The sequence below is a fragment of the Mesorhizobium sp. C268A genome, assembly GCF_040324475.1.
Classification (GTDB): domain Bacteria; phylum Pseudomonadota; class Alphaproteobacteria; order Rhizobiales; family Rhizobiaceae; genus Mesorhizobium.
Map to the genome: position 1 here is coordinate 511,407 of NZ_JAMYVX010000003.1, position 20,089 is coordinate 531,495.

General features: G+C 62.7%; 20 protein-coding genes. 11 read left to right on the forward strand and 9 right to left on the reverse strand.

Features of this window, described 5'->3' with window-relative positions:
• Positions 1 to 74 precede the first annotated feature (74 nt).
• Positions 75 to 1,085, reverse strand: a complete 1,011-nt coding sequence (locus NKL06_RS29350) for a fatty acid desaturase (protein WP_031208033.1) — start codon at positions 1,083 to 1,085, stop codon at positions 75 to 77.
• A 223-nt stretch (positions 1,086 to 1,308) separates the two neighbouring features.
• Here NKL06_RS29350 and NKL06_RS29355 point away from each other — a divergent pair, with 223 nt between their 5' ends.
• Together NKL06_RS29355 and bmt are read left to right on the forward strand one after the other, a co-directional pair.
• Positions 1,309 to 2,166, forward strand: coding sequence for a helix-turn-helix domain-containing protein (locus NKL06_RS29355; RefSeq protein WP_023681768.1), 858 nt, complete (start codon positions 1,309 to 1,311; stop codon positions 2,164 to 2,166).
• Between the two features lie 114 nt (positions 2,167 to 2,280).
• Positions 2,281 to 3,303, forward strand: a complete 1,023-nt coding sequence (gene bmt, locus NKL06_RS29360; protein ID WP_023681769.1) for a betaine--homocysteine S-methyltransferase — start codon at positions 2,281 to 2,283, stop codon at positions 3,301 to 3,303.
• 8 nt (positions 3,304 to 3,311) lie between these two features.
• On the opposite strand, the gene NKL06_RS29365 is transcribed toward bmt, so the two are convergent.
• The 7 genes from NKL06_RS29365 to NKL06_RS29395 form a co-directional block, all read right to left on the reverse strand.
• Positions 3,312 to 3,578 carry a hypothetical protein gene (locus NKL06_RS29365; protein WP_023724232.1) on the reverse strand — a complete coding sequence of 89 codons (267 nt, stop codon included), beginning with the start codon at positions 3,576 to 3,578 and terminating at the stop codon, positions 3,312 to 3,314.
• A 240-nt stretch (positions 3,579 to 3,818) separates the two neighbouring features.
• On the reverse strand, positions 3,819 to 5,930 hold the full coding sequence (locus tag NKL06_RS29370) for a vWA domain-containing protein (protein ID WP_023691019.1): 2,112 nt from the start codon (positions 5,928 to 5,930) through the stop codon (positions 3,819 to 3,821).
• 2 nt (positions 5,931 to 5,932) lie between these two features.
• Positions 5,933 to 6,493, reverse strand: a complete 561-nt coding sequence (locus tag NKL06_RS29375; RefSeq protein ID WP_023696454.1) for an RNA polymerase sigma factor — start codon at positions 6,491 to 6,493, stop codon at positions 5,933 to 5,935.
• A 215-nt stretch (positions 6,494 to 6,708) separates the two neighbouring features.
• A complete protein-coding gene (locus NKL06_RS29380; RefSeq protein ID WP_023691018.1) occupies positions 6,709 to 7,887 on the reverse strand; it encodes a BaiN/RdsA family NAD(P)/FAD-dependent oxidoreductase in 1,179 nt (392 codons plus the stop codon).
• Positions 7,888 to 7,982: 95 nt separating this feature from the next.
• Positions 7,983 to 8,720 carry a dienelactone hydrolase family protein gene (locus tag NKL06_RS29385; RefSeq protein WP_023691017.1) on the reverse strand — a complete coding sequence of 246 codons (738 nt, stop codon included), beginning with the start codon at positions 8,718 to 8,720 and terminating at the stop codon, positions 7,983 to 7,985.
• 104 nt (positions 8,721 to 8,824) lie between these two features.
• On the reverse strand, positions 8,825 to 9,511 hold the full coding sequence (locus NKL06_RS29390; RefSeq protein WP_023691016.1) for a hypothetical protein: 687 nt from the start codon (positions 9,509 to 9,511) through the stop codon (positions 8,825 to 8,827).
• An 89-nt stretch (positions 9,512 to 9,600) separates the two neighbouring features.
• Positions 9,601 to 11,175 carry a trimethylamine methyltransferase family protein gene (locus tag NKL06_RS29395; RefSeq protein ID WP_023670403.1) on the reverse strand — a complete coding sequence of 525 codons (1,575 nt, stop codon included), beginning with the start codon at positions 11,173 to 11,175 and terminating at the stop codon, positions 9,601 to 9,603.
• A gap of 259 nt (positions 11,176 to 11,434) precedes the next feature.
• Between NKL06_RS29395 and NKL06_RS29400 the strand changes: the two genes are divergently transcribed.
• Positions 11,435 to 12,133, forward strand: coding sequence for a cobalamin B12-binding domain-containing protein (locus NKL06_RS29400; RefSeq protein ID WP_023688118.1), 699 nt, complete (start codon positions 11,435 to 11,437; stop codon positions 12,131 to 12,133).
• 88 nt (positions 12,134 to 12,221) lie between these two features.
• On the opposite strand, the gene NKL06_RS29405 is transcribed toward NKL06_RS29400, so the two are convergent.
• Complete coding sequence (locus NKL06_RS29405; protein WP_023688117.1) at positions 12,222 to 12,362, reverse strand: entericidin A/B family lipoprotein; 141 nt, start codon at positions 12,360 to 12,362, stop codon at positions 12,222 to 12,224.
• 65 nt (positions 12,363 to 12,427) lie between these two features.
• Here NKL06_RS29405 and NKL06_RS29410 point away from each other — a divergent pair, with 65 nt between their 5' ends.
• The 8 genes from NKL06_RS29410 to NKL06_RS29445 all read left to right on the forward strand — a co-directional run bounded on the left by NKL06_RS29410 (position 12,428) and on the right by NKL06_RS29445 (position 19,970).
• Entirely contained in the window at positions 12,428 to 13,057 is a 630-nt protein-coding gene (locus NKL06_RS29410) for a DUF1638 domain-containing protein (protein WP_023691015.1), read from the forward strand.
• A gap of 114 nt (positions 13,058 to 13,171) precedes the next feature.
• Positions 13,172 to 13,747, forward strand: a complete 576-nt coding sequence (locus NKL06_RS29415; RefSeq protein ID WP_023670399.1) for a DUF4893 domain-containing protein — start codon at positions 13,172 to 13,174, stop codon at positions 13,745 to 13,747.
• 110 nt (positions 13,748 to 13,857) lie between these two features.
• On the forward strand, positions 13,858 to 14,640 hold the full coding sequence (locus tag NKL06_RS29420; protein ID WP_023691014.1) for a formyl transferase: 783 nt from the start codon (positions 13,858 to 13,860) through the stop codon (positions 14,638 to 14,640).
• A 188-nt stretch (positions 14,641 to 14,828) separates the two neighbouring features.
• Positions 14,829 to 15,131 (forward strand): virulence factor, encoded by a 303-nt coding sequence (locus NKL06_RS29425; protein WP_023670397.1) that lies wholly within the window; start codon positions 14,829 to 14,831, stop codon positions 15,129 to 15,131.
• The gene (locus tag NKL06_RS29430) at positions 15,124 to 15,747 is read left to right on the forward strand and encodes a methylenetetrahydrofolate reductase C-terminal domain-containing protein (protein ID WP_023681779.1); all 624 of its coding nucleotides are present in this window, start codon (positions 15,124 to 15,126) and stop codon (positions 15,745 to 15,747) included. The genes NKL06_RS29425 and NKL06_RS29430 overlap by 8 nt, the downstream gene beginning before the upstream one ends.
• Positions 15,744 to 16,835 carry a methylenetetrahydrofolate reductase gene (locus NKL06_RS29435; protein WP_023681780.1) on the forward strand — a complete coding sequence of 364 codons (1,092 nt, stop codon included), beginning with the start codon at positions 15,744 to 15,746 and terminating at the stop codon, positions 16,833 to 16,835. Before NKL06_RS29430 ends, NKL06_RS29435 begins: the two co-directional genes overlap by 4 nt.
• An 80-nt stretch (positions 16,836 to 16,915) precedes the next feature.
• A complete protein-coding gene (locus tag NKL06_RS29440) occupies positions 16,916 to 17,890 on the forward strand; it encodes a methyltetrahydrofolate cobalamin methyltransferase (protein ID WP_023681781.1) in 975 nt (324 codons plus the stop codon).
• Positions 17,841 to 19,970, forward strand: coding sequence for an ASKHA domain-containing protein (locus NKL06_RS29445; RefSeq protein WP_032905612.1), 2,130 nt, complete (start codon positions 17,841 to 17,843; stop codon positions 19,968 to 19,970). The genes NKL06_RS29440 and NKL06_RS29445 overlap by 50 nt, the downstream gene beginning before the upstream one ends.
• Positions 19,971 to 20,089 lie beyond the last annotated feature (119 nt).

Sequence of the window (20,089 nt, forward strand, 5' to 3'; positions counted from 1 at the left end):
ATGGCTCGGGAAAGGATCGCAAAAACGCGGCGTCCAATCAGAATTGGCCGACACGGGTTCGGGAAGTCCGGGGATTATTCCTTCGGCGGCTCGGCCGGAACCGGCGCGCTGCCAAGCCCGCTGATGCTGCGCGCCCTGATGCGCGGCTTGAACGCCCTGCCCGGCTCGGCCTGGCGGCGCAGCACCGGGTGCACGATCGGCTCCTTGGCCTTGAATGCGTAGGCTTTGATCAGTGCGAAATAGTTCGGATAGGCGTAGCCATTGTTCATCCGCAGCCACTCGTCGCGGCGGTCGGCAAACAGTTTTGGAAGCCTGTACCAGGCAACGGTCGGGGTCTTGTGGTGAACGAAGTGCAGATTGTTGTTGAGGAACAGGAACGACAGCGGCGAGCGCTCGATGATCACCGTGCGTCCTTCAGGGTGCTCGGACCACTGATGTTCGGCGAAAGTCCGGACCGCGATCAGCGACTGGCCGAGCCAGACCGGCACCAGAATGTAGAGCCATACGGGAATGCCGAAGCCGAACTGCACGATCGGCACCACGATGGCGAGGCCGATCGCATGCAGCAGCCATGCCTTGCCGATCACCTTGTCGCCGGCAATCACATGCCTGGCGTCGTCGACGAAGAAACCGATGCAGGACAGCCAAGGGCCGAGAAAGAAACGGCCGGCCATGGTGTTGTTGATCTTGAGCAGGAATTTCATCGTCGGCGGCAGATCGTCATGCATCCACAACGCCTGGTAATAGCTCTCGGGATCGTCGAGCGGATCGGTCAGGCGCTCGTCGGCGTGGTGGCGCAAATGGAGCGTCTTGAAGCGACGGAACGGCCAGACCAGGCCGATCGGCAGGAAGACGAAGGCTTCGTTGATGAGCGCGCTGCGCGTCGGATGGCCATGCAGCACTTCGTGCATGATCGACGACTGCAAGGCCAGGATGAAGCCGAGGAGAAGAAGTGCCGGGGTCGGATAAGAGGGCCAGAGCAGGAGCCCGGCAGCGAGCCACATTCCGTAACAGAAGAAAGCGAGGACCACGGTCGGCCACTCGATGGCCGCTGCGTCGCGTCGCTTGATGCGCTTGCCTGTCATGCTATCGACCACTGTCCCTCAGTCGCCGGAATTGTTCCTGACAGCATAGTGTCAGGAGAAGCGATTCCGCTCAACGAGACAAAGTGTACAAAATGTTGCGATTGCGCATTTTTGACCGCAGATGTTATGCATTGTAAACAACCCTACGGATTCATTTACGCTGGAAGTGCTGATTCGACGGCTCGGGCGCAAATTTTTCCTAAGAGAGTGCGGAGAACGAACAGTGGACAAACGGGACCTTTCGGCAATCTTCCGGGAGCGCCTGAAGCTGCTCCTGACACGGTCCGATCTCAACCAGTCGGCTTTCGCGTCAGCAGTCGGCATCGACCGGTCGGCGCTGTCGCAACTGATGTCCGGCGCCTCGACGCGCCTGCCACGTGCCGAAACGCTGCTCAACATCGCCGCCGAATTCAAGATCTCGCTGGACTGGCTGCTCGGCCTCTCCCAGGATGAAGGCGTCACCGGCGAAATCCGCGAAAGCCTGGAGATCGAAGAGGCGCCCGACGGCTTCGACCGCACGCTGCTCGCCAAATGGTTCGCCGAGGCCGCAGGCACCAAGATCCGCTATGTGCCGGCCGGCATTCCCGATCTCCTGCGCACACGCCAGCTGGTCGACTACGAAGCCAACATCACCAACCGCAGCCGTCTGGCGCAGGCCAGCGAGACGCAGTACCGCATCGAGTACAACCGGCGCCCTGAGACCGACATGGAGGTCTGCATGCCGCGCCATACGCTTGAGATCTTTGCCCGCGGCCTGGGCGTCTGGGACCGCTTTCCCGAGGCTGACCGCCGGCAGCAGCTTGCCCATATGGCGACGCTGCTTGACGATCTCTACCCCACCTTCCGCCTGTTCCTCTATGACGGCCGCATGCGCTATTCCATCCCGCTGACCATCTTCGGCCCTTATCGCGCCGCCATCTATGTCGGCGACATGTATGTCGTGCTGAACGCCACCCAGCCGGTCCAGGCGCTGACCCAGCATTTCGACAATCTGATCCGGGCCGCCGACATCAACCCGCATGAGGCCGCCGCCTACGCGCGCAATCTGGCCGGCGCGTCATTTCCATCGGGTTCTGCCTGATCGCCAACGCCCCGGAAAGGTGCGCCGCGCGGCATTGCAGGTTGCAAACACATTGACTGGACATAAAGACTTCTTTATATCCTTATTCCATTCAAATATCTGAAAGTCGATCCGATGACCGCGAACAATCCCATCGATGCTCTGCTGGCCGAAAAGGGCGTGCTGCTCGCCGATGGCGCCACCGGCACCAATTTGTTCGCCATGGGTCTGGAGGCCGGCGAAGCGCCGGAGTTGCTGAACGAGACGGCGCCCGATACCATCACCAGCCTGCACCAGAATTTCGTCGACGCCGGCGCCGATATCATTCTCACCAACTCGTTCGGCGGCACGCGCCACCGGCTGAAGCTGCACCATGCGCAGGACCGCGTGCATGCGCTGAACAAGCGCGCCGCAGAGATTGCCCGGGCGGTCGCCGACAAGGCCGGCAGGAAAGTCATCGTCGCCGGCTCGGTCGGGCCGACCGGCGAGTTGCTGGTGCCGCTCGGCGCCATGACCTATGACGAGGCGGTCGAGGCCTTCGCCGAACAGATCGAAGGCTTGAAGGAAGGCGGCGCCGAAGTCGCCTGGATCGAGACCATGTCGGCGCCGGACGAGATCCGCGCCGCGGCGCAAGCCGCTATCCGCGTCGGCCTGCCCTACACCTATACCGGCTCCTTCGACACTGCCGGCCGCACCATGATGGGCCTGCTGCCCAGGGATATCCACGGCGTCGCCGACGGACTTTCAGAGACGCCGCTCGGTGTCGGCGCCAATTGCGGTGTCGGCGCCTCCGACATCCTGGCCTCGCTGCTCGACATGACCGAGGCGAAGCCGGAAGCGACGGTGATCGTCAAGGGCAATTGCGGCATTCCCGAATTTCGTGGCACCGAGATCCATTATTCCGGCACGCCGGAGCTGATGGCCGACTATGTCCGGCTGGCGGTGGATGGCGGCGCGAAGATCATCGGCGGCTGCTGCGGCACCTCGTTCCAGCACCTTGCCGCCATGCGCAAGGCGCTCGACGCGCACACCAAATCCGAACGCCCGACCGTCGCGGGGATCATCGAGCGCATCGGTCCGATGCGCAACAAGGTGGCGACGGAAAACACCGCCGAGACCAGCGAAGCCCGCCGCGAACGCCGCCGCAGCCGGGCCTGATATCGAACTTATTCGCTGTTTTCAGCGTAACGCGATAGCGCCGTCGTGAAATCCAGGGCGGTGCTGTCGGCGCTTTCATTCATCGTCACCAGGTCACCCGACGACTGCGGATTGCCGATCTGCTCCAGCATGACGCGAAAGCGGTCATTGGTCAGCGCCGACTTTGCGGTATTCCGGGCTGCGTCGACGTCATCCATGATGCGCCTGGATTCTGGCGACAGCGTTCCCGACGCCTGCGTGTGTCTCACCGCCGGCGTCGTGTTTCCAATGTTCATGATCTGCAATTCCCGGCTCCCCAAGCCCAGTCCCGACCCCATGCAATAATAGCAGGGCATTGCGATGACGTTCCGGAAAAGCCGCGCAATTTAACGATCAGGCGGATCATCTGTGCGCTTCGGATCAATCGATCCGAAAAAAGGCCGGCAGGGTTTCCCCCGCCGGCCTGCCTCACCCGCCCGTAGCCGGTTCCCCGTATCAGAACGACCCCCGTCTGAAAGGAACCGGCTGTATTGCCACTACCGGTTACCGCCGAGCGCCGAGGCAAGGCGCACAAGCGAAAGGAACTCGGACCTGTACCCAAACGGGTCGGCTCCTCGGGCGGCGGTGGCAATCTCCATGATCTTGTCGTAGCCGAACTTCGCGGTCGCATCCTCGTCGCGCAGCTTCTGGCCGAAGGCGGCGACAGCGATGGAGAAACGCTGGTCGGTGCTGGCCTGGTCGAAGGACGCGACCTCGTTGGCCGACGTCACCGGCGTGGTGATCAGCTTCGAGACGTCTTCGTTCGGCAGCTTGTAGCGGATTTTCACGAAGGCATATTCGTCGGCATTGGCGACGCCGCCATTGTTGACCGTCGCCTGGCCGTAGCGCAGCGGATCCATCTGCTCGCCGCCGCTGCCCTTCGGCGTGATCTCGTAGATGGCGGTCACCGAATGACCGGAGCCGATATCGCCGGCATCGACGCGATCATTGTTGAAGTCCTCGCGGTTCAAGGCGCGGGTTTCATAGCCGATCAGCCGGTACTCCGAGACCTTGTCCGGATTGAACTCGACCTGGACCTTGACGTCCTTGGCGATGGTGAACAGCGTCGAGGAGGCATCCTCGACCAGAACCTTCTCGGCCTCGGCCAGCGTGTCGATATAGGCGGCGGTGCCGTTGCCGTTCTGGGCGATGGTCTGCATCATCTGGTCGTTCAGATTGCCGCGTCCAAAGCCGAACACCGACAGGAAGACGCCGGTCTTGCGCTCCTGCTCGATCAGTCGCTTCAGATCGTCGTCATCGGTCTGGCCGACATTGAAGTCGCCGTCCGTGGCCAGCATCACACGGTTGATGCCGTCCTTGACGAAGGACTGCTGGGCAAGCTTGTAGGCTTCCTTGATACCCGCCTCGCCGGCCGTCGAGCCGCCCGGCTGCAGATTGTCGATAGCGTTGAGGATCTTGTCCTTCTCGGTGACCTTGGTCGGCATCAGCACGGTGCCGGCGTCACCGGCATAGGTGACGATCGAGATGGTGTCGTCCGCCTTGAGCTTGCTGACCAGCAGCCGGAAAGCCGACTTGAGCAGCGGCAGCTTGTCCGGCTCATCCATCGAACCCGAGACGTCGATCAGGAACACCAGATTGGCCTTCGGCTGCTCGACCGGCTTGATGTCGAAGCCCTTGATGGCGACGTGCATCAGCTTGGTGTGCCCGTTCCACGGCGTCGGCATGACGCTTACGGTCGAGTTGAACGGCGTCGAAGCCGAGTCCGGACCCTTCCAGTCATAGGGGAAGTAATTGACCATCTCCTCGACGCGCACCGTGTCGGCCTGCGGCAGGTAGCCCTGCTTCAGCGAGCCGCGGACGAAGGAATAGGAAGCGGTGTCGACGTCGATCGAGAAGGTCGAGACCGGATCCTGAAGGGCTGCATGCACCGGATTGGTCTTGAAATCCTCGACGCGGTCGCGGTTTGGCTCCTGCGGCGCAATCTGGTCGGCCGGCATCGTCGAAGGCTGTGCCAGGTACTTGGATTCGGTCGCGCCGGCCATGCGGTCAACCCGCGCGCCGCCGGCCGGGGCAGCGGTGCCGTCAAGCGAAAACTCGCGGCTCTCAACTGGCGCAGGCTCGGCCAACACGCCGCGTCCCAGCGCATCCTGCTGCGCCGGGGCGACAGCAACGGTCGATTCGGGCTTCGGCGGCGCGGGTGGCGTAAGCGGCGTAGTGGTGTCGCGGCTTCGCACATCGGCGTCGGCCTTCTTGTCGCCTTCAGGCGCCTGCTTTTCTTTTACCGGCGCGTTGGTTGCCGGCCCATTGGTTGCCGGTTTGTCGGCCAGCGTCTCGGTGATCTTCTCGTCGCCGCCGAACGGCAACGGCTGTTCCCTCAGCATATGGAAGGTGGCGTATCCGGCGATCGGCAGGGCGACGAGCCCGGCAATGGCTGGCGTGGCGATGAGTTTCTTTTGCATGATCTCGCTCCAGAGCTTTTGTGCTCGCTCTGTGAGACGAAGCCCGCCGACTGATCCTTGGGTGACGGCAGAAATATTTTCCTGATCATAAGCGCGCATGGCGGCTTCGAAGGCGCGTGTCTTCGCGCTCTCGCCCGGCGCCGGTACTGCTGCGTCGCGCAGCCTGTTGAGTTCGTTGTCGTCGACCATGGTCACACTTCCCCGGCTGAACGCATGAGCGTTTTCAGCCGTTTCTTCGCTTCATGGATGTGCCAGGAAACCGTCGTCTCCGAGATTGCCATCGCCTCGGCGGCGGCCGCATGGCTCAACCCTTCGCCATAGACCAGAAGTACTGCATCGCGCTGCTTGTCCGGCAGTTGCCGCACCGCTGCCCAGAGCGCCTCAGTCGGATCTTCGGGCTCGGCGGATGCCTCTCCCGATATCATGCTGTAGGCGCCGAAAGCCTCGGTCTTGACGTTTTCGCGCGTCGTCTTGCGCATCATGTCGCGCGCGGCGTTCAGCGTCACGGAATAGAGCCATGTCGTAAACGCGCCGCCGCCGCGGTAGTCGCGGATCGCCTTGCCGAGACGGACACAGACCTCTTGGGCGATGTCTTCGGCATCGGCCTTCTTTCCGCACCAGCGATAGGCGGCGCGATAGACGAAGTCGTAGTGCCGCTCCAGCAATTTGCCGAAGGCACCCCTGTCTCCGCCCTTCGCCCGCCCGATCAATTCGGCGTCGGAGGCTTCGCTTTCATCCAGCATCATCGCCATCATTTGCCTGTTGGACGAAGGCTAATGGCCAATCCTTGGGGTTATGGAAAGATTTTTTTCCGAGGCGACGGATGCACGCGCAACAGGTGCGCTGAGATTCAGGTGAGGCCGAGCCGAAAACGATGGATTTCGAGAACCGGAGCGGAGCGTACTTTTGGTACGCGAGCACCGGAAGCACAGAAAGCCGTCGTTTGCAGGCCGGCCTCACCTGAATATCAGCACACCTGGCCCGAGGCCCAGCCGGACGACCAAGCCCACTGAAAATTATAGCCGCCCAGCCAGCCCGTGACATCGACGACTTCGCCGATGAAAAACAGCCCCGGCACGGATTTCGCCTGCATCGTCTTCTGATCGAGCCCGTTGGTATCGACACCGCCAAGCGTCACTTCCGCCGTGCGGTAACCCTCGGAGCCGGCCGGCTTGATGCGCCAGTCGTTGACGGCGGCTTCGACGGTTTTCATTTGGAGGTCTGTCAAATCAGCGAGATTGCCATCGATCCCACTGCGCTCGGCGACTGCTTGCGCAAGGCGCTTCGGCAAATGGTTTGCAAGCACCGTCAGCACCGCTTGCCTGCCGTTGACGCGCCGGGCGGCGCGAAGCAGTTCCGCCACATCCCTCCCCGGCAGCATGGCGATGCGGATCTCGTCGCCCTCGCGCCAATAGGACGATATTTGCAGGATGGAAGGCCCGCTCAAGCCGCGATGCGTAAACAGCATCGCTTCTGAAAACCGCGTCTTGCCGCAGGCGATTTCGGCATCGACGGCATTGCCGGCCAAAGGCGCCAGCCGCTCCAGCGTTCTTGCGTCGAAGGTAAGCGGCACCAGCGCAGGCCGTGTTTCCACCACCGCAAGGCCGAATTGCGCCGCAAGCTCGTAGCCGAAACCGGACGCGCCCATTTTGGGGATCGACTTGCCCCCGCAAGCCACGACTAACGAGCTGCAAGCGACGCTGCCAGCGGAGAGCGTCAGCACAAACCCGTCCGCGGTCTTGCTGACGTTCCTCACCTCGGTCGACAACGCCAGTTCCACACCCCAATCCTGCATGTCGGAAACCAGCATGTCGATGACCTGGCGCGCCGAGCCGTCGCAAAACAGCTGTCCCAGCGTCTTCTCGTGATAGGCAATGCCATGGCGTTCGACGAGCGCGATGAAGTCGCCTTGCGTGTAGCGGCTGAGCGCCGAAATGCAGAAATGCGGATTGCCAGAGATGAAATTCTTCGGGCTGGTGTGGATGTTGGTGAAATTGCAGCGGCCACCGCCGGAGATGCGGATCTTCTCGCCGGGCTTTGCCGCGTGATCGAGCACCAGGACCGAGCGGCCGCGCTTGCCCGCCTCGATGGCGCACATCATTCCGGCCGCACCGGCGCCGATCACCACGACATCATAGGATTGCATCAGGCTGTTCGTTCCCGCTCGACTGGCGCTGTTTTAACAGGCCGCGCCAATCGTGCAGTCTCTACCCGTTCGTTGCGACTTCAGGCAACGCCTCGTTAGATCAGCGTCTCGGCGAACAGCGTCGTCAGTCGCTTCCAATGACGTTCGGCGCCGGCCGCGTTGAAGACGCTGTGGTCCGACACGCACCAGCCATGCGCCATGCCGGCATAGTTTTCGATGGCGTGGTCGACCTCCGCCACGCGCAGCGCCTCGACCAGCCGCGCCGACTGCTCCGGCGGAAAGCTGCGGTCGACGCCCGATGTCCCGACATAGACGCGCGCCTTGATCATTGCGGCCTTGCGGTGCGGGCTGTCGGCGGCATCGCTGGCCAGATTGCCGCCATGGAAGCTCGCCGCCGCCACGATGCGATCGGGATAGGTTGCAGCCGCATTCAAAGCCCGCGCCCCGCCCATGCAGTAACCGACGACACCGACCGGTCCGGTGACACCTTCAGCGGTAAGCGTGTCGAGGAACGCCCTGCTGTCGCGGATGGTCATGTCCTGTGTCGTGCCGTGGACCAACGCCGTCAGCGCGACCTTGGTCTCCTCGACGACGAAAGCGGTCTTGGGCTCGAACGGCCCGTAGGGTGCTTTGCGATAGAAAAGATCCGGCACCAGCACGGCATAGCCCTCGCCTGCCAGCCGTTCCGCCATTGCGTCGAGCGCCGGTCGCGGACCGAAAGCGTCCATATAGAGAATGATGCCGGCCCTGGACGAGGAAGCGGTCGCCGAGCGGAACAGCCCGGCTTTCGCCACGCCGTCCCCGGTCTTGATCTCAATGTCCTGCTTCGCCATGGCCCGCTCCGTTAAATGTCGTGCGATACATATAAGCAGGCACCGTCAGGGCAAGCCGTTCCCTGACAATCCCGTTCAACACTTTGTGCGGGCTTTCGACCCGGCTACAGGCCGGCAAACGCCGTCATGTGAAAGGCCTGAACCTCAGGCGGATAGCGATGGGCCGTGCCATACGGACAGGCGTTGCGGTCGAGGCAGCCGCCGCCGCGGCATGGTTCGCCCTTCGATCCCCGCACATGCGCCAGGCAAGCCTGATGAGCGAAACCATCCGCGGAATAGGCGTCAACCGGACAGGATTTCAGGCAAGGTTTTGCAACACAGGCGTCGCAAAGGTGAATCGCTTCGCGACGTTCAGGAAGCGCGATCTCATCCTCGAACAGCAACGCGCCGCGATAGGCATGCCAGAGCCCGTACTGCGGATGCATCAGGATGCCCAGCGGCGACGGTCTCAGCCCCTCCGCTCGCATCGCCCATTGCTGGAACGGCAGATAAGGTCTGTCCGAAGGCGAAACGGCGCGCGCGCCGAATTTCTCCGCCACCGCACCGATCACTGCGCGCGACCATGTGTCGAGCGGATTAGCAATGGTTTGCGGTTGCCGGTCGCGCCAGCGCAGGAAATGCGGCCAGGGTGCCGCTCCCGCCTGCCCCACCAACAGCACGGATTTGGCGGGGGCAACTGAAGGGCCATGCGGCGGCGTTTCGCTTGTTGCGAAATTGAAGCCGCCGCGCAGGATGAGGCCGTCGGCGGAAAGCGCGGCCGCTATCTCGTCAGCCCGGCGCCGCGCAATCATCCCTTCTTGTCCGGGTCGGAGAAAGCGCTCCGCCAGACTTCCTTGTGGATGATGTTGGCGACTTTAGCCCCGCCTGACTCGGGCTCCTTTCAGGTGAAGGCGTCAGCCATCGACGCCTTCTTCGTCGCGATGTAGTCCTTCAGCCCGTCGTCGATGCCCGGATCGAGATACGGCGCCTCATAGGTCTCCAGCCAGCGGCGGGCGAGTTCGTTGGCGCGCTGCGGCGCTGTCTTCTCGCCCTCGGCCAGCCACTGCTCGTAGGAATTGTTGTCGGCGATGCTGGAGCGGTAGAAGGCGGTCTGGAAATTGGCCTGGGTGTGGTCGCAGCCGAGATAGTGGCTGCCCGGGCCGACCTGGCGGATGGCGTCCATCGCCTGGCCGTTTTCCGAGAGGTCGACGCCTTCGGAAAACTTTTGCGTCATGCCGAGCTGATCGATGTCCATCATGAATTTTTCGTAGCAGGACGCCAGTCCGCCTTCGAGCCAGCCGGCCGAATGCAGGACGAAATTGGTGCCGGCAAGAATGGTCGAGTTGAGCGTGTTGGCGCTCTCGTAGGCGGCCTGCGCATCCGGAACCTTGGAGGCGCAGAGCGAGCCGCCGGTGCGGAACGGCAGACCGAGCCGGCGGGCAAGCTGTGCGGCGCCGTAGGAAACCAGCGACGGCTCCGGTGTGCCGAAGGTCGGCGCACCAGACTGCATGGAGATCGACGAGGCGAAGGTGCCGAACAGCACCGGCGCGCCGGGACGGATCAACTGCGTGAAAGAGGCGCCGGCCAGCACCTCTGCCAGAACCTGCGTCAGCGTGCCGGCCACCGTGACCGGGCTCATCGCGCCGGCAAGGATGAACGGCGTGACGATGCAAGCCTGGTTGTGACGCGAATAAACCTTCAGCGCGCCCAGCATGGTTTCGTCGAACACCATCGGCGAATTGGCGTTGATCAGGCTGGTCAGCACGGTGTTGTTTTCGACGAAATCGTCGCCGAACACGATCTTGGCCATGGCGACGGTGTCTTCGGCCCGCTCTGGCGCCGTCACCGAACCCATGAACGGTTTGTCCGAATATTTGATGTGGCTGTAGATCATGTCGAGATGGCGTTTGTTGACCGGCACGTCGACCGGCTCGCAAACCGTGCCGCCCGAATGGTGAATCGACGGCGCCATATAGGCGAGCTTCACGAAATTCCGGAAATCCTCGATCGTCGCGTAGCGCCTGACACCGTCGAGATCGCGCACGAAGGGCGGACCATAGACCGGCGCGAAGACCGTGGCGTTGCCGCCGATCTGCACCGAGCGTTCGGCGTTGCGCGCATGCTGGGTGTAGATGGGCGGCGCGGTCTTCAGCAGCGAGCGGCAGAGGCCCTTGGGAAAATGCACGCGCTCGCCCTTGACGTCGGCGCCCGCCTCTTTCCAAAGCTGCAGCGCCTCGGCGTCGTCGCGAAAGATGATGCCGATCTCTTCCAGCACCGTATCGGTGTTGTTTTCGATAATCGCCAGGCCTTCCTCGTTGAGGACCTCATAGATGTTGATCTTGCGCTTGATATAGGTGAGCTGGGTGCCCGGTCCGCCGCCCGAGCGCGCCGCCCGCCTTGCAGCCGCGCCGCCGCTGGCAGCACGTCCACGTCGCGCATTGGACGCTTCCTGGTCGACTGACGCGTTTTCACTCATGATCGTTTTTCCCTAAAAACCGTTTGCGGCCGCGTAGGCGGCTTCTCGCCCGGATCGTAGCCATGCACCCTATTCGAAACGGCCCGCCAGCGCCAACGCCTGTCGCAAAATCGACAAGAATTCCAATAGATTTGCGGTCGCTTTCCTTTTGCGGGAAGTCGCAAATCAGCTATGGATACCTGCCCCCGCCGGGTTAGGTATTGACGCGATTATTTTAAGCCGCCGTGATCGCATCCGCGCGGCAAGGAGCCCGAGAAAAATGGCCGACGACGAGATCATCCTCTCCGAGCTTTCCGACGACGAGTTGGTGCAGCAGATGCACGACGATCTCTATGACGGACTGAAGGAAGAGATCGAGGAAGGCACCAACATCCTGCTCGAGCGCGGCTGGGTGCCCTACAAGGTGCTGACCGAAGCTCTGGTCGAAGGCATGCGCATCGTCGGCGAGGACTTTCGCGACGGCATCCTGTTCGTTCCCGAGGTGCTGCTGTCGGCCAACGCGATGAAAGCCGGCATGTTCATCCTGCGCCCGCTGCTGGCCGCCACCGGCGCGCCGAAGCAGGGCAAGATGGTGATCGGCACCGTCAAGGGCGACATCCACGACATCGGCAAGAACCTCGTCGGCATGATGATGGAAGGTGCCGGCTTCGACGTCATCGATCTCGGCATCAACAATGCGGTGGAAAAATACCTCGACGCCATCGAGCAGCACCAGCCCGACATTATCGGCATGTCGGCGCTTTTGACCACGACCATGCCTTACATGAAGGTCGTCATCGACACGATGAAGGAAAAGGGCATCCGCGACGACTATGTCGTCCTGGTCGGCGGCGCGCCGCTAAACGAGGAATTCGGCAAGGCCGTCGGCGCCGATGCCTATTGCCGCGACGCGGCTGTGGCGGTCGAGACCGCCAAGGACTTCATGAAGCGCAAGCATAACGTGCGCGCTTCAGCCTGATCTGTTACGAAAGGCGTCTGGGCCACAATCGAAAGCCGCGCCTTGCAGCGCGGCTTTTTTGTTCCAGCTATTGGAACGGATGGCTGCGTCAGGGTTTGGTGACGGTGTCGTCGACGGCTTTCGCAGTCGATTTGATATCCCGGCCGACACCACGGACGGTGTTGGCACAGGCCGTAAGCGCCAGGATGCAGGCAAGGATTGCAATCGGCGCAACGCGTAACAGTTTCATGGACGGTTTATCCCTCTCTCGATAGATTCGCCCCACAGCAACGAAGGCCGCTTCGACCAGGTTCCATGGCCAGAATGCAAAAAACGAAACCGAATCAGGACGACAGGCTGCTGGTCATCGCCTGCGGAATGATTGCGCGCGAAGTTTTGGCCGTCAAGGAGCAGCTCAAGCTCGACCATCTCGACCTGACCTGCCTGCCGGCGGAGTTCCATTTCTACCCCGACCGCATCGCACCGGCGATGGACAAGGCGATCGAAAAGGCCAAGGCGGAAGGCTATAGCAACATCTTCGTTGGCTATGCCGATTGCGGTACCGGCGGCATGCTCGACCGGGTCCTGGAGAAGCACGGCGTCGAGCGCATGGCCGGGCCGCACTGCTTTGCCTTCTACCAGGGCATGGACGCCTATGCGAAGGTCGCCGACGACGACATGATGTCGTTCTACATGACCGATTTCCTGTGCCGCCAGTTCGACGCCTTCTTCATGAAGCCGCTCGGCCTCGACAAGCACCCGGAGCTGATCAAGGACTATTTCGGCAACTACCAGAAGCTGATCTACATCGCCCAGACCGACGATCCGGAACTCGACAAGGTCGCCGAGAAGGCCGCGAAGATGCTTGGCCTCGCCTATGAGCGCCGCTCGACGGGCTATGGCGACCTGACGGCCGGACTGGCGCAGGCCGCCGCCCACGCCTGAAGCGGTTCTTGAGCCGGGACGCTGTCGAGAACAGATGACAGGCCGCCGCGAATGGTTAAGTTGTGAGCCAAAAGCAAACAGGCTGATTCAGCCATCCGAACACGGAACGTCCCGATGACCCCTCGCGTCCTGCTTGCCGCCCTTGGCCTCCTCTGCCTCGTCTTGCCCGCTCGCGCCGACGGCGAGGTGCAGAAGATCATCACGCCTGCCGACAAGGTTCGCCTCGACAAATATGGCGAGACCCGCAAGGCGGCGCTGGCCGAGGCAAAAGCGGGAGACCCGGCTGAGGTCAGCCAACTCGACGCGCTGCTGGCAAAGCCGATAGTGGCCTTTTCCGACAAGGACCTGAGCGGCAACTGGCAATGCCGAACCATCAAGGTGGGCCTGACCGGCCCGCTGGTCATCTATGGCTGGTTCAAGTGCAAGGTCACGGACGATGGCTCCGGCTGGCAGCTGGAAAAGGTCAGCGGCTCGCAACGCACCAAGGGCCGTTTCTTCGACGATAGCGAAAAACGCGCGATCTATCTCGGCTCCGGCTATGTCAATGACAACAAGCCAAAACCCTATGGCAGCGGCCCGGAAAGCGACCAGGTCGGCTATGCCTTCCGCACCAGCGCCAATGAATGGCGCATCGAATTCCCGGCGCCCTACTACGAATCGAAACTCGACATCATCGAGTTCAAGCGCTGATCCGTTGGTCTCTCGCTGGCCGGGCGGTCATCAAGATTTAACCTCGCCCGGCACAGAATTGAGCCGGGCAGCGCACGGCAAATGGTTGCGCGCCGGCAAGAAAGCGCGCCATGGCATCAGCGGTTGAAAAAAGTGCTGCGATCGTCATCGTCACCGAAGGCGGGCCGCACATCTGGGCCATCGTCAACGCCATCGCCGACCAGCTCGACCCTGTCAGCGTCATCCTCGAAAGCCCTGAATCCAAAAAACAATTGCTGCTCGGCCGGGCGCGCCGCCAGGGCTGGTTTTCGGCCATCGGTCAACTCGGCACGATGGTGTTGACGAGGCTCGGCAAGCGCTTCTTCGCTGGCCACGCAGAGCGGCTCATCGCCGATCAGAAGCTTGAGACCGAGCCGAAGCCGAGACAAAAGATCATCCACGTCTCCTCCGCCAACGCAGCCGATTGCCTGCAGGCGATCGCCGACATCCGCCCGGGCGTGGTGCTGCTCGCCGGCTGCCGGCTCTTGTCCCGGCAGACGCTGGCGCAAATGCCCTGCCCGGTGCTCAACTACCACGCCGGCATCGCGCCGAAATACCGCGGCATGAATGGCGGCTACTGGGCGCTGGCCTGCGGCGATCTCCAGAATTTCGGCACCACCGTGCATCTGGTCGACGCCGGCGTCGACACCGGCGGCGTGTTGAAACAGGCGCGCGGCAAGCCGGAGCCCGGCGACACTATTTCGAGCTATGCGTTGCGCCAGGCGGCGTTCTCGCGTGACATCTGCGTCGAGGCGGTCCGCGGGGCCTTGGACGGAAAGTTGGCCACGATCAAGCCGGACCTGCCCTCAAAACAATGGTACCACCCGACGATCTGGTTCTATCTCTGGACCGGCCTGACCAAGCGGGTTTGGTAGCCAGCCTTCCCTCGGAATCTCGCCTTTCTTTTTGCGACGTCCAATAGCGTCGCTTTTGAATGCGCGCGCGTCGTCCCATAACAAGCAGCCCCACTGCGCATCCGGCAATGCTCGCACCTGCTGGACAAAGTGGTGGAGCGTCGTTTCCCTCATGGACGCACGGCGCTCTACAGGGAGTGAGAGAATTCATGGCCGATCTGATCGTCGTCTATTGGCGCGACATCCCCGCCCAGGTCATCGTCAAGAAGGGCCGGCAGAACGCCAAGCGCGAACTGCCGCTGCGCTTCACCGAGGCGATCGATATGTGCGCCATGCGCACCGGCGCCGGCGGCACCGACGATTACCTCGCCGAATGGCGCAAGGCCGATCCGATCCCGGTCGGCGACGACCTCGAAGCCGAGGTCGAGAAGGCATTCAGCGACATCGACGCGAAATACGACCGCGAGCGGCTGGTCGCTCTAGTCAAGGCAGGCGGGAAAGAAAATGTCTGAAACCACTCCTGCCAAAGAAGGGCCAAGGGTTACCCAGCCGTTTACCCAGGCCACGCAGGTCAAGAAGGCAGCGCCGAAATCCGACTACAAGCCGGCCGACGTGTCGCCGCAGCGGCGCGTGCAGCGGTCGTTTGCCATCAGGCTGTGGTCCATTCGGCACTCGCGATTGCTCGAATGGTTCTACTCCAGGTTCGCCGACATGTTCCTGCTTCTTCATCCGCTTTGGAAAGGCCTCGGCTATGGGCGCGTCGAGGCGCCGATCAAGTTTGTCGAAAGGCGCGTCAAGGGCTTCATGTTCGACTGCCGCATGTGCGGCCAGTGCATCCTGTCCTCGACCGGCATGTCGTGCCCGATGAACTGCCCCAAGCAGCTGCGCAACGGCCCTTGCGGCGGTGTGCGCGCCAACGGCAATTGCGAGGTCGAGCCCGATATGCCTTGCGTCTGGGTTAAGGCCTGGGAAGGCTCGCGGAACATGGAGCATGGCGACAGGATCCTGACCGTGCAGAAGCCGGTCGACCAGTCGCTGCGCGAAACCTCGGCCTGGCTGCGGGTGACGGCCCAGTCGGCAGCGGCCCGTGAAGCAGCGGCCAAAGCCAACACTGGAGCGGCCGCGTGATCGGCCGCCAGCGCGATGAAAACCCGGCCGGCATCCATCTGCCGCTCGATCCGCTGCCCGGCCACTCCTCGCGTGGCCGGCTGGAGCGTGTGCTGCGGCGCGGCGAATTCGCGGTCACCACCGAGCTCAACCCGCCCGACAGCGCCGATCCCGAAGACGTCTATAACCGCGCGAAAATCTTCGACGGCTGGGTCGACGCCATCAATGCCGTCGATGCCTCCGGCGCCAACTGCCACATGTCGTCGGTCGGCATCTGCGCGCTTTTGACCCGCATGGGTTACGCGCCGATCATGCAGATCGCCTGCCGCGACAGGAACCGCATCGCGATCCAGGGCGACGTGCTGGGCGGTGCCGCCATGGGCGTCGCCAACATGCTGTGCCTCACCGGCGACGGCGTCCAGGCCGGCGACCAGCCCGGCGCCAAGCCTGTCTTCGACCTCGATTCCATGTCGTTGCTCGAAACCTGCCGCATCATGCGCGACAACGGCAAGTTCCTGTCCGGCCGCAAGTTGACGACGCCGCCGCAAATTTTCCTCGGCGCCGCCGTCAACCCCTTCGCGCCACCCTTCGATTTCCGCCCGATCCATCTCGGCAAGAAGATCGCCGCCGGCGCGCAGTTCGTGCAGACGCAATACTGCTTCGACGTGCCGATGTTCAGAACCTTCATGCAGAGGGCGCGGGACTTGGGGCATACGGAAAAAGTTTTCATCCTGTGCGGCGTCGGCCCGCTGGCTTCGGCCAAGACGGCCAAATGGATCCGCTCCAACGTGCCGGGCATTCATATTCCCGACGCCATCATCAAGCGGCTGGAAGGTGCGCAGGACCAGAAGAAGGAAGGCAAGCAGCTCTGCACCGACATCATCAACGAGGTGAAGGAAATTCCTGGTGTCTCCGGCATCCATGTGATGGCCTACCGCCAGGAGGAATATGTCGCCGAGATCGTCGATGAATCGGGTGTGCTGAAAGGCCGCCAGCCATGGAAACGCGAGATCCGCCACGACGATCAGATGGTCGCCGACCGGCTCGAGAGCATACTGCACGACGACATTACCGAAACGCAGGTGGATATGGTGAAGACCGCGCACTGACAGCGCGGACGGCCAGCCATTCGCTTGAATGAAACCAGACAACGATATAAAGAAATCTTTATATCAGGCGGAGAGACTTCATGACCCGGACCATCGTCGCCTCGGCGACACGAGAGATCATCATCGGCTTCGACCAGCCTTTCTGCGTCATCGGCGAGCGCATCAACCCGACCGGCCGCAAGAAGCTGGCCGCCGAGATGATCGCCGGCAATTTCGAGACCGTCGTCAAGGATGCGCTGGAACAGGCCGCCTGCGGCGCCACCATGCTCGACGTCAATGCCGGCGTCACCTCCGTTAATCCGAACGAAACCGAACCCGGCCTGCTCGTGCAGACGCTGGAGATCGTCCAGGGCCTTGTCGACTTGCCGTTGTCGATCGACTCGTCGGTGACCGCCGCCATCGAGGCAGCGCTCAAGGTCGCCAAGGGCCGGCCGCTGGTCAACTCCGTGACCGGCGAAGAGGAAAAGCTCGAAGCCATCCTGCCGCTGGTCAAGAAGTACAACGTTCCGGTCGTCGCCATCTCCAACGACGAGACCGGCATTTCGATGGATCCGGATGTGCGCTTCGCCGTCGCCAAGAAGATCGTGCAGCGCTGCGCCGATTTCGGCATTCCTGCGCATGACGTCGTCGTTGACCCGCTGGTGATGCCGATCGGCGCGCTCGGCGATGCCGGCCGCCAGGTCTTCGCGTTGCTGCGCCGTCTGCGCGAAGAGCTCAAGGTCAACACCACTTGCGGCCTGTCCAACATTTCGTTCGGCCTGCCGCACCGCCACGGCATCAACGCCGCCTTCATCCCGATGGTGATCGGCGCCGGCATGACTAGCGCTATCATGAACCCGGTTCGCCCGCAGGAAATGGAAGCCGTGCGCGGCGCCAATGTGCTCAACGGCACCGACGAGAACTGCACCAACTGGATCCGCACCTACAAGGATTACAAACCGGCCGAAGGCGGCCAGGCGGTCGCAGCGCCCACCGCCGTTAACGCTCCGGGCGAAGGCGGCGGCAATGGCGGTCGCCGGCGCGGCGGCCGTGAAGCCCGCATGGCCAGGGGATAAGCGCGCAATCGTGAACTCGCCTGCAAACATTACTGATCCGCTCGTGCTGTTCATGCCGTCAGGCAAGCGCGGGCGCTTTCCCGTCGGCACACCGGTGCTCGATGCCGCGCGTCAGCTCGGCGTCTATGTCGAGAGCGTCTGCGGTGGCCGCGCCACCTGCGGTCGCTGCCAGATCGAAGTGCAGGAAGGCAATTTCGCCAAGCACAAGATCGTCTCGTCCAACGACCACATCTCGCCCAAGGGCGCCAAGGAAGAGCGATATGAGCGCGTCCGCGGCCTGCCCGAGCGGCGGCGCCTGTCCTGCTCGGCGCAGATCCTCGGCGACCTCGTCATCGACGTGCCGCAGGACACGGTCATCAACGCCCAGACCATCCGCAAGGATGCCGACACGCGCGTCATCGCCCGCGATGCGGCAATCCGCATGTGCTATGTCGAGATCGAAGAGCCCGACATGCACAAGCCGCTGGGCGATCTCGACCGCCTCAAGATCGCCTTGATGAAGGATTGGGGCTTTAAAAACCTCGAATTCGACTTCTACCTGATGCCGCAGGTGCAAGGCATACTGCGCAAGGGTAACTGGACCGCGACCGCGGCCATCCACAAGGATGCCGAAAGCGACATCGCCCGCGTCATAGCACTCTGGCCCGGCCTCAAGAACGAGGCCTATGGACTGGCCTGCGACATCGGCTCGACCACCATCGCCATGCATCTGGTGTCGTTGCTGTCGGGCCGCGTCGCCGCTTCGTCGGGCACCTCCAACCCGCAGATCCGCTTCGGCGAGGATCTGATGAGCCGCGTCTCCTATGTGATGATGAACCCGGACGGCCGCGAAGGCATGACGGTCGCCGTACGCGAGGCGATCTCGGGCCTGGTCGACAAGGTCTGCGCGGAAGGCAATGTCCAGCGCAACGACATCCTGGATTCCGTCTTTGTCGGCAATCCGATCATGCACCATCTGTTCCTCGGCATCGATCCGACCGAACTCGGCGGCGCGCCCTTCGCACTCGCCGTCTCGGGCGCGGTGCGCATCAAGGCCTCCGATATCGGCCTGAAGCTCAACCAGGGCGCCCGCCTCTATATGCTGCCTTGCATTGCCGGCCATGTCGGCGCCGACGCCGCAGCCGTGACGCTGTCGGAAGGCCCGCATCGCCAGGACGAGATGATGCTGATCGTCGACGTCGGCACCAATGCCGAGATCGTGCTTGGCAACCGCAAGCGGGTGGTCGCAGCCTCCTCGCCCACCGGTCCCGCCTTCGAGGGCGCGGAAATCTCCGGCGGCCAGCGCGCTGCCCCCGGCGCAATCGAGCGCGTGCGCATCGACCCCGATACGCTGGAGCCGAAATACCGCGTCATCGGCTCTGAACTCTGGTCCGACGACCCCGGCTTCCTGGATAGCGTGCAGGCGACCGGCGTCACCGGCATTTGCGGCTCCGGCATCATCGAGATCGTGGCCGAAATGTACCTCGCCGGCATCATCTCCGAGGATGGCGTCATCGACGGGTCGCTGGCCGAGCGGTCGCCGCGCGTCACGGTCAACGGCCGCACCTTCTCTTATGTCTTGAAGGAAGGCGAACCCAAGATCACCATCACGCAGACCGACGTGCGCGCCATCCAGCTTGCCAAGGCGGCGCTCTATGCCGGCACCAAGCTTCTGATGGAAAAGCAGAACACCGAACACGTCGACCGCATCCATTTCGCCGGCGCCTTCGGCTCGTTCATCGATCCGAAATACGCCATGGTGCTCGGCCTGATCCCGGACTGCGACCTCGACAAGGTCTCGGCCGTCGGCAACGCCGCCGGCGCCGGTGCGCGGATGGCGCTGCTCAACCGCGGCTATCGCCGCGAGATCGAGGACACGGTCAGCCACATCGAGAAGATCGAGACCGCACTGGAGCCGAAATTCCAGGAGCATTTCGTCTACGCCATGGCGCTTCCCAACAAGGTCGATCCGTTCCCGAAACTGTCGGCGGCGGTGAAATTGCCGCCACGCAAGACCGTCAGCGAGGATGGCGTCGCCGGCGACGCCGCCCCGCGCCGGCGTTCGCGCGAAGGCCATGCCGCCAGGCGCAGCCGGGAATAAGCCGCCTTACGAAGGCCGCCAATTCGCCCAATTTCACTTGTATGCAAATGTTTCCAGATCGCACCGATCTGGAAACCGAAACGCTGTTTTGGCGCAATCCGTCCGATACAGACGTGAAG